Origin of the sequence: Pseudomonas sp. (assembly GCF_035277045.1) — a bacterium.
Lineage (GTDB): Bacteria > Pseudomonadota > Gammaproteobacteria > Pseudomonadales > Pseudomonadaceae > Aquipseudomonas.
Map to the genome: position 1 here is coordinate 1 of NZ_DATELE010000038.1, position 5,755 is coordinate 5,755.

At 69.3% G+C, this 5,755-nt stretch carries 1 protein-coding gene; it reads right to left on the reverse strand.

Going from position 1 to position 5,755, the window contains the following annotated elements; all coding sequences use genetic code 11:
* A partial coding sequence (locus VJS90_RS02140; RefSeq protein WP_324118629.1) for a non-ribosomal peptide synthetase occupies positions 1-5,755 on the reverse strand: 5,755 nt, incomplete at both ends.

Below are 5,755 nucleotides of genomic sequence, written 5' to 3' on the forward strand. Positions count from 1 at the left end.
CCCCCGGAACGCCGCCGGATCGGCCCGCTCGCCGCCGGTGAGGAGCAGGCGCAGGCCGCCCAGCGCTCCGGGAATCAATTGCACATAGTGATTGAACAGCGCCGTGGTCAGGAACAGCACGCTGATGCCGTCGGCCTGCAGCGCCTGGGCAAACCGCGCGGGGTCGACCAGGGTCAGGTGGTCGATCACGCACACCTGCCCGCCATTCAGCAAGGCGCCCCAGACCTCAAGGGTACTGGCGTCGAACGCCGGATTGGAGGCGAAGGCGAAGCGGTCCTCGGACTGGAACTCGGCATAGCCGTTGTCCAGCACCAGCCGGACAATGCCGCGATGGGGCACGAGCACCCCTTTTGGCGTGCCGGTGGACCCTGAGGTGTACATGACATAGGCCACGGTGCCGGCGTCCTGGGCCAGGGCCGGGTCGTGGGTCGGCTGGTCCTCCACTGCCAGCAGGTCCAGGTCGATGCGGCGCACGGGCGCATCGATCGGCGTGCCGCTCAAGGTAAGCACGGCCACGGCCTGGCAATCGGTGAGCATGAAGGCCTGGCGCTCGGCGGGAGCATTGCTGTCCAGCGGCACGTAGACCGCCGCGCACTTGACGATGGCCAGCTGGCCGATCAGCAGCTCCAGCGACCGCGGCAGCAGCAGCGCCACGGCATCGCCAGGCTTGACGCCCTCGGCCACCAGGAAGTGGGCCAGGCGATTGGCGCACTGGTTGAGCTCGCCGTAGGTCAGGCACCGGGCGCCCTGCACGGCGGCTATCGCCAGCGGGTCTCGGGCCACCTGACGCTCGAAGAGGCGGTGCACGGGCTGTTCGCGCGAGTACTCGCGGCCGGTGTCATTGAAGTCCAGCAACAGGCGCTGTCGCTCTGCGGCGGGCAGCAGGCAGGCCTGCTCCAGCGGATGATCGTCGGTCGCCTGCAAGGCATCCACCAGGTGCTCGAGGGCGTGGTGCAGGTAGTCGCAGATGCGCTGTGGGTCGATGCCCGGCGCGGCCAGCGTCGTCAGGCCAAAGGCATCGCCCAGGTCGTCGACGCTCAGGGTCAGCGGATAGTTGGTGCGTTCCTCCGCGTCCAGCAGCTCGATACCCTGCCAGGCCTCTCCGGCCGTCGCGTCGAGCGTCTGGGTCGAATCGCCATGTCGGTAGTTGAACAGCGTTCCAAACAGCGGCGCCCCTGCGGGCAAAGCGCTGCAGCGCTGGGCCAGCGCCAGCTGGGCATGCTCGTGGACCAGCAGGCTGCTCAGCCGGCGGTGGGTGTCGAGCACGGCCTCGCGGGTCGAAAGGCCCGCCAGGTCCAGACGCAGCGGCAGCGTGTTGATGAACACGCCCAGGGCGCGCTCCATGCCTTCGCCGCCCTGCAGCCGGCCCAGCAGCACGGTGCCGAACACCACGCTGTCGCGGCCCGACAGCTGGCCCAGCACCTGCGCCCAGGCCAGGTGCAGCAGGCTGGCAGCGCTGACGCCCAGTTGCCGCGCCTGCTGGCGGATCCGCTGGGCAAGTCCCGCCTCGACCCAGCGCCTGGCCTCGGTGGGCACCTGCGCCATGGCCAAAGGGTGTAGGCCATAGGCGAGCGTGGGTTCGTCGATGTCGCCGAGCTGCGCCGTGAAATAGGCTTCGTGAGCGTTATCGTCCAGCCCCTGCAAGGTCTGGGCGACATAGTTGCGGTACGGCACCGGCGCCGGCAGCTGTTGCTCTTGGCCGAGCAACACGGCCTGCATCTCGTGGCGCAGGGCGTCGAGAGCGATATGGTCCATGACCAGGTGGTGGAACAGCAGCACGGCCACCACCCGCCCGTTGCGCGGATCGTTGGCATGCACCAGCCGGAGCAGCGGCGCGCGGGTGAGGTCCAGGCGGGCGTCGTGGGTCTGCTGGACAAGGCTATCCAGGACCTCGGCGCACGTATCGACCTGGCAGTCCTGCACCGACAGCCGGGCCTCGCGCCAGACCACTTGCACAGGCGCGGTCAGGCCCTCCCAGACCAGCGCCGTGCGCAGGATGTCATTGCGTTCGATAACGCGCTGCAGCGCCTGGCAGAACAGCGTCAGGCGGTGTTCGTCAGCAAAGGCGAAGCGCGCCTTTAGCAGGTATGGGTCGCCCTCGGTGGCCGACAGGTGATGGTAGAGAATGCCGGTCTGCAGGGGCGCCAGTGGATAGATGTCCTGCACGTTGGCCGCACCGCCAGGCACGCTGGCGACAATGCGCTCGATCTGCGCCTGCTCCAGTGCGAGCAGCGGCAACAGGTCTGGAGTGATTCGCGTGCAGCCGGTGGTGATACGGTTGGCTGGCACCTCGGTCTGGGTGTGCGCAGCGGCCGCGCTGGCCAGGGCCGACAGCGTCGGCTGGTTGAACAGCACGCGGATATCGGCCGCCAGGCCCAGCCGGCGCATGCGCGCGACCAGGGTCACGGCCAGCAGCGAGTGGCCGCCCATCTCGAAGAAATGATCATGCCGCCCTACTCGCTCGACGCCCAGCAGCGCCTGCCAGAGATCGGCCAGGGCGATCTCGGTGTCGCCCAGGGGTGCCTCGTACGGGCGGGACAACATGGCGTCCGCGCCCGGCGCTGGCAGCGCCTTGCGGTCCAGCTTGCCGTTGGGGCTCAGCGGCAAGGCATCGAGGTGCACGAACAGCGCGGGCACCATGAATTCCGGCAGCTCGGCCAGCAGTGCCTGGCGCAGGGTCTGCACCGGCAGCGGGGCGTCGCCGGTGTAGTAGGCCACGAGGCGTTTGTCGCCTGGCTGGTCCTCGCGGGCCAGCACCGCCGCCTCGCCCACGCCCGGCTGGCGAGTCAGGCAGGCCTGGATCTCGCCCAGTTCGATGCGCAGACCGCGGATCTTGACCTGGTCGTCGTTGCGCCCCAGGTATTCGAGGGTGCCGTCGGCCAGGTGGCGCGCCACGTCGCCGGTGCGGTACAGGCGCGCCTCGGGCTGCTGGCTGAACGGGTCATCGATGAAGCGCTCGGCGCTGAGCTGCGCGCGGTTGAGGTAGCCGCGCGCCACCTGCACACCGCCGATGTACAGCTCGCCCACCACGCCTTGGGGCACCGGCTCGCCCTGGGAATCGAGCACATACAGCTGGGTATTGGCGATCGGCTTGCCGATGGGCGTGTTGTCGGGCGTTTGCTCGAGCGGCCCGGCGCAGTGCCAGGCGGTCACGTCGACAGCGGCCTCGGTCGGGCCATAGAGGTTGTGCAACGCAACGCTCGGCAGCTGCGCCTTGAAGCGGCGCACCAGGCTGCCGGGCAGCGCTTCACCGCTGCACAGCACGCGGGCGAGACCGGCGCAGGCCGAGGCATCGCCGTGGGCGAGGAACACATCGAGCATCGACGGCACGAAGTGCAGCGTGGTGATGCCGGCAGCGCGAATCACCTCGCGCAGGTAGGCCGGGTCCTTGTGCCCGCCAGGCCGCGCCATGACCAGGCGCGCGCCGGTCTGCAGCGGCCAGAAGAATTCCCACACCGAGACGTCGAAGCTGAACGGGGTCTTCTGCAGCACCGCGTCCCTCGCGTCCAGGCGGTAGGCGTCCTGCGTCCACAGCAGGCGGTTGACCACCCCGCGGTGTTCGTTCATCACCCCCTTGGGCTGTCCGGTGGAGCCGGAGGTGTAGATCACATAGCAGAGGTTGCGCGCAGTGAGGCCCGCGACCACGGGATTGGCGCTGTCGTACGCGTCCAGGGACTGCGCGTGCAGGTCGACCTGCGGCACCCGCACCTCACCCAGCAGCGCGGCGGTTTCGGGCTGGACCAGCACGGCGACCGGGGCGCTGTCTTCGAGCATGTAGCGAATGCGGTCGCGGGGGTAGTCCGGGTCCAGCGGCACGTAGGCACCGCCGGCCTTGAGAATGGCCAGCAGGCCAACGACCATCGGCGCGCCACGCTCGACGCAGATCGCCACCCGATCGTCGGGCCGCACGCCCAGGCCGATCAGGTGATGGGCCAGGCGGTTGGCCTGGGCATTGAGTTGCGCGTAGCTCAGGGTTGCGTCGTCGGTTTCGACGGCGATTGCCCCGGGCGTGCGTTCGACCTGGGCTTCGAACAGGCCGTGCAGGCTTTGCTCGAGGTCGTAGTCCACGGCGGTTGCGTTGAAGTCCAGCAGCAGACGGCGGCGCTCGCTGGCCTGCGGCAACGGCACATGCTCCAGCACCCCGTGGTCGTCCGCCACCATGGCCCAGAGCAGTTGCTCCAGGTAGCCGGCGTAGCGTTGCACGGTGGCCTCGTCGAACAGGGCGGTGGCGTATTCCAGCGCGCCGTTGATGCCGTCGGGTCCGGCCACCAGGCTCAGGGTCAGGTCGAACTTGGCGAACGGCAGCGGCGCGGCGATCGGTTCTGCGCGCAGTTCGCCCAGGCTCAGGTGCTGGCCTTCGTCGCCGAGCCAGGTCAGCGACGCCTGGAACACCGGGCTGTGCGCCAGGCTGCGCGGCGGGCGCAGCACGTCCACCACCTGCTCGAAAGGCAGGTCCTGATGTTCTTGCGCGCCCAGCACCTGCGTCTTCACCCGTGCCAGTAGCGCCGCGACATCCGGCGCGCCCGAGGTATCGATGCGCAGGGCCAGGGTGTTGACGAACAGCCCGATCAGCTCTTCGATCTCGGCGTTGCGCCGGTTGGCCACCGGCGAGCCGATCACCACTTCGGGCTGGCCGGCCAGCCTGGACAGCAGCACCGACCAGGCCGACAGACAGGTCATGTACAGGGTCACCCCGTGACGCCGGGAAAGCGCCTGGAGTTCGGCGCACAGGCGCGGATCAAGCCGTAGCGCGACGCTGGCGCCGCGGTAGTCCTGCTCGGCGGGGCGCGGGCGATCGGTGGGCAGGGTGAGCAGCGCCGGGGCGCCGGCCAGTGCCTGCTGCCAGTAGCGGCCCTGCTCGCTCAGCACCTCGCCGCGCAGCCATTCGCGCTGCCATACGGCATAGTCGCCGTACTGCAGGGCCAGCGCGGGCAACGGGTCATCCTGCGCCTGGCTGAAGGCCTGGTAGAGCGCCTGCACTTCGCGGGTGAGCACGCTCATGGACCCGCCATCGGCAATGATGTGATGCAGGGTCAGCAACAGCACGTGCTGGTCATCGGCCAGGCGCAGCAGACGGCCACGAATCAGCGGATCCTGGGCAAGGTCGAAGGGCGCGTTGGCCTCCTCTCGCAGGTGCGTCGCAAGGGCTTTGGGCGCCTGGCCCAGCGCCACAAGCGGCAGTAGCTCTGCCGGGTCCGGCGCCACGAAATGGATCCGGGCGCTGTCATCGTGGGCGCTGAAACGGCTGCGCAGGGTCTCGTGACGCTCGATCACCCGCAGCAGCGCACGGCGCAGCGCGTCGACGTCCAGCCGGCCGTTCAGGCGCAGTGCCAGGGGAATGTTGTAGGCCTGGTTGCCACCGTCCATCTGCGCCAGGAACCACAGCCGCTGCTGGCCGAACGACAACGGCGTGCCGTCGTCGCGGAGCACCGCCACGATGGCCGGCATCGCGTTGCGCCGTGCACCCGTCAGGTACCGCGCCACGGCGGCGAGTTCTGCCTGGGCGAACAGCTCGCTCAAAGGCAGCTCCAGGCCCAGCCGCACGCGCACCTGCGCGACCATGCGCATGGCCAGCAACGAATGCCCGCCGAGTTCGAAGAAATGGTCATGCCGCCCTACCCGCTCCACCTGCAGCACTTCGGCCCACAGCTGCGCCAGGGCGCTTTCCAGCTCGCCCTGGGGCGCTGCGTACTCGCGGCTGAACAAGGCCGAACCGTCCGGGCGGGGCAGCGCCTTGCGGTCGAGCTTGCCGTTG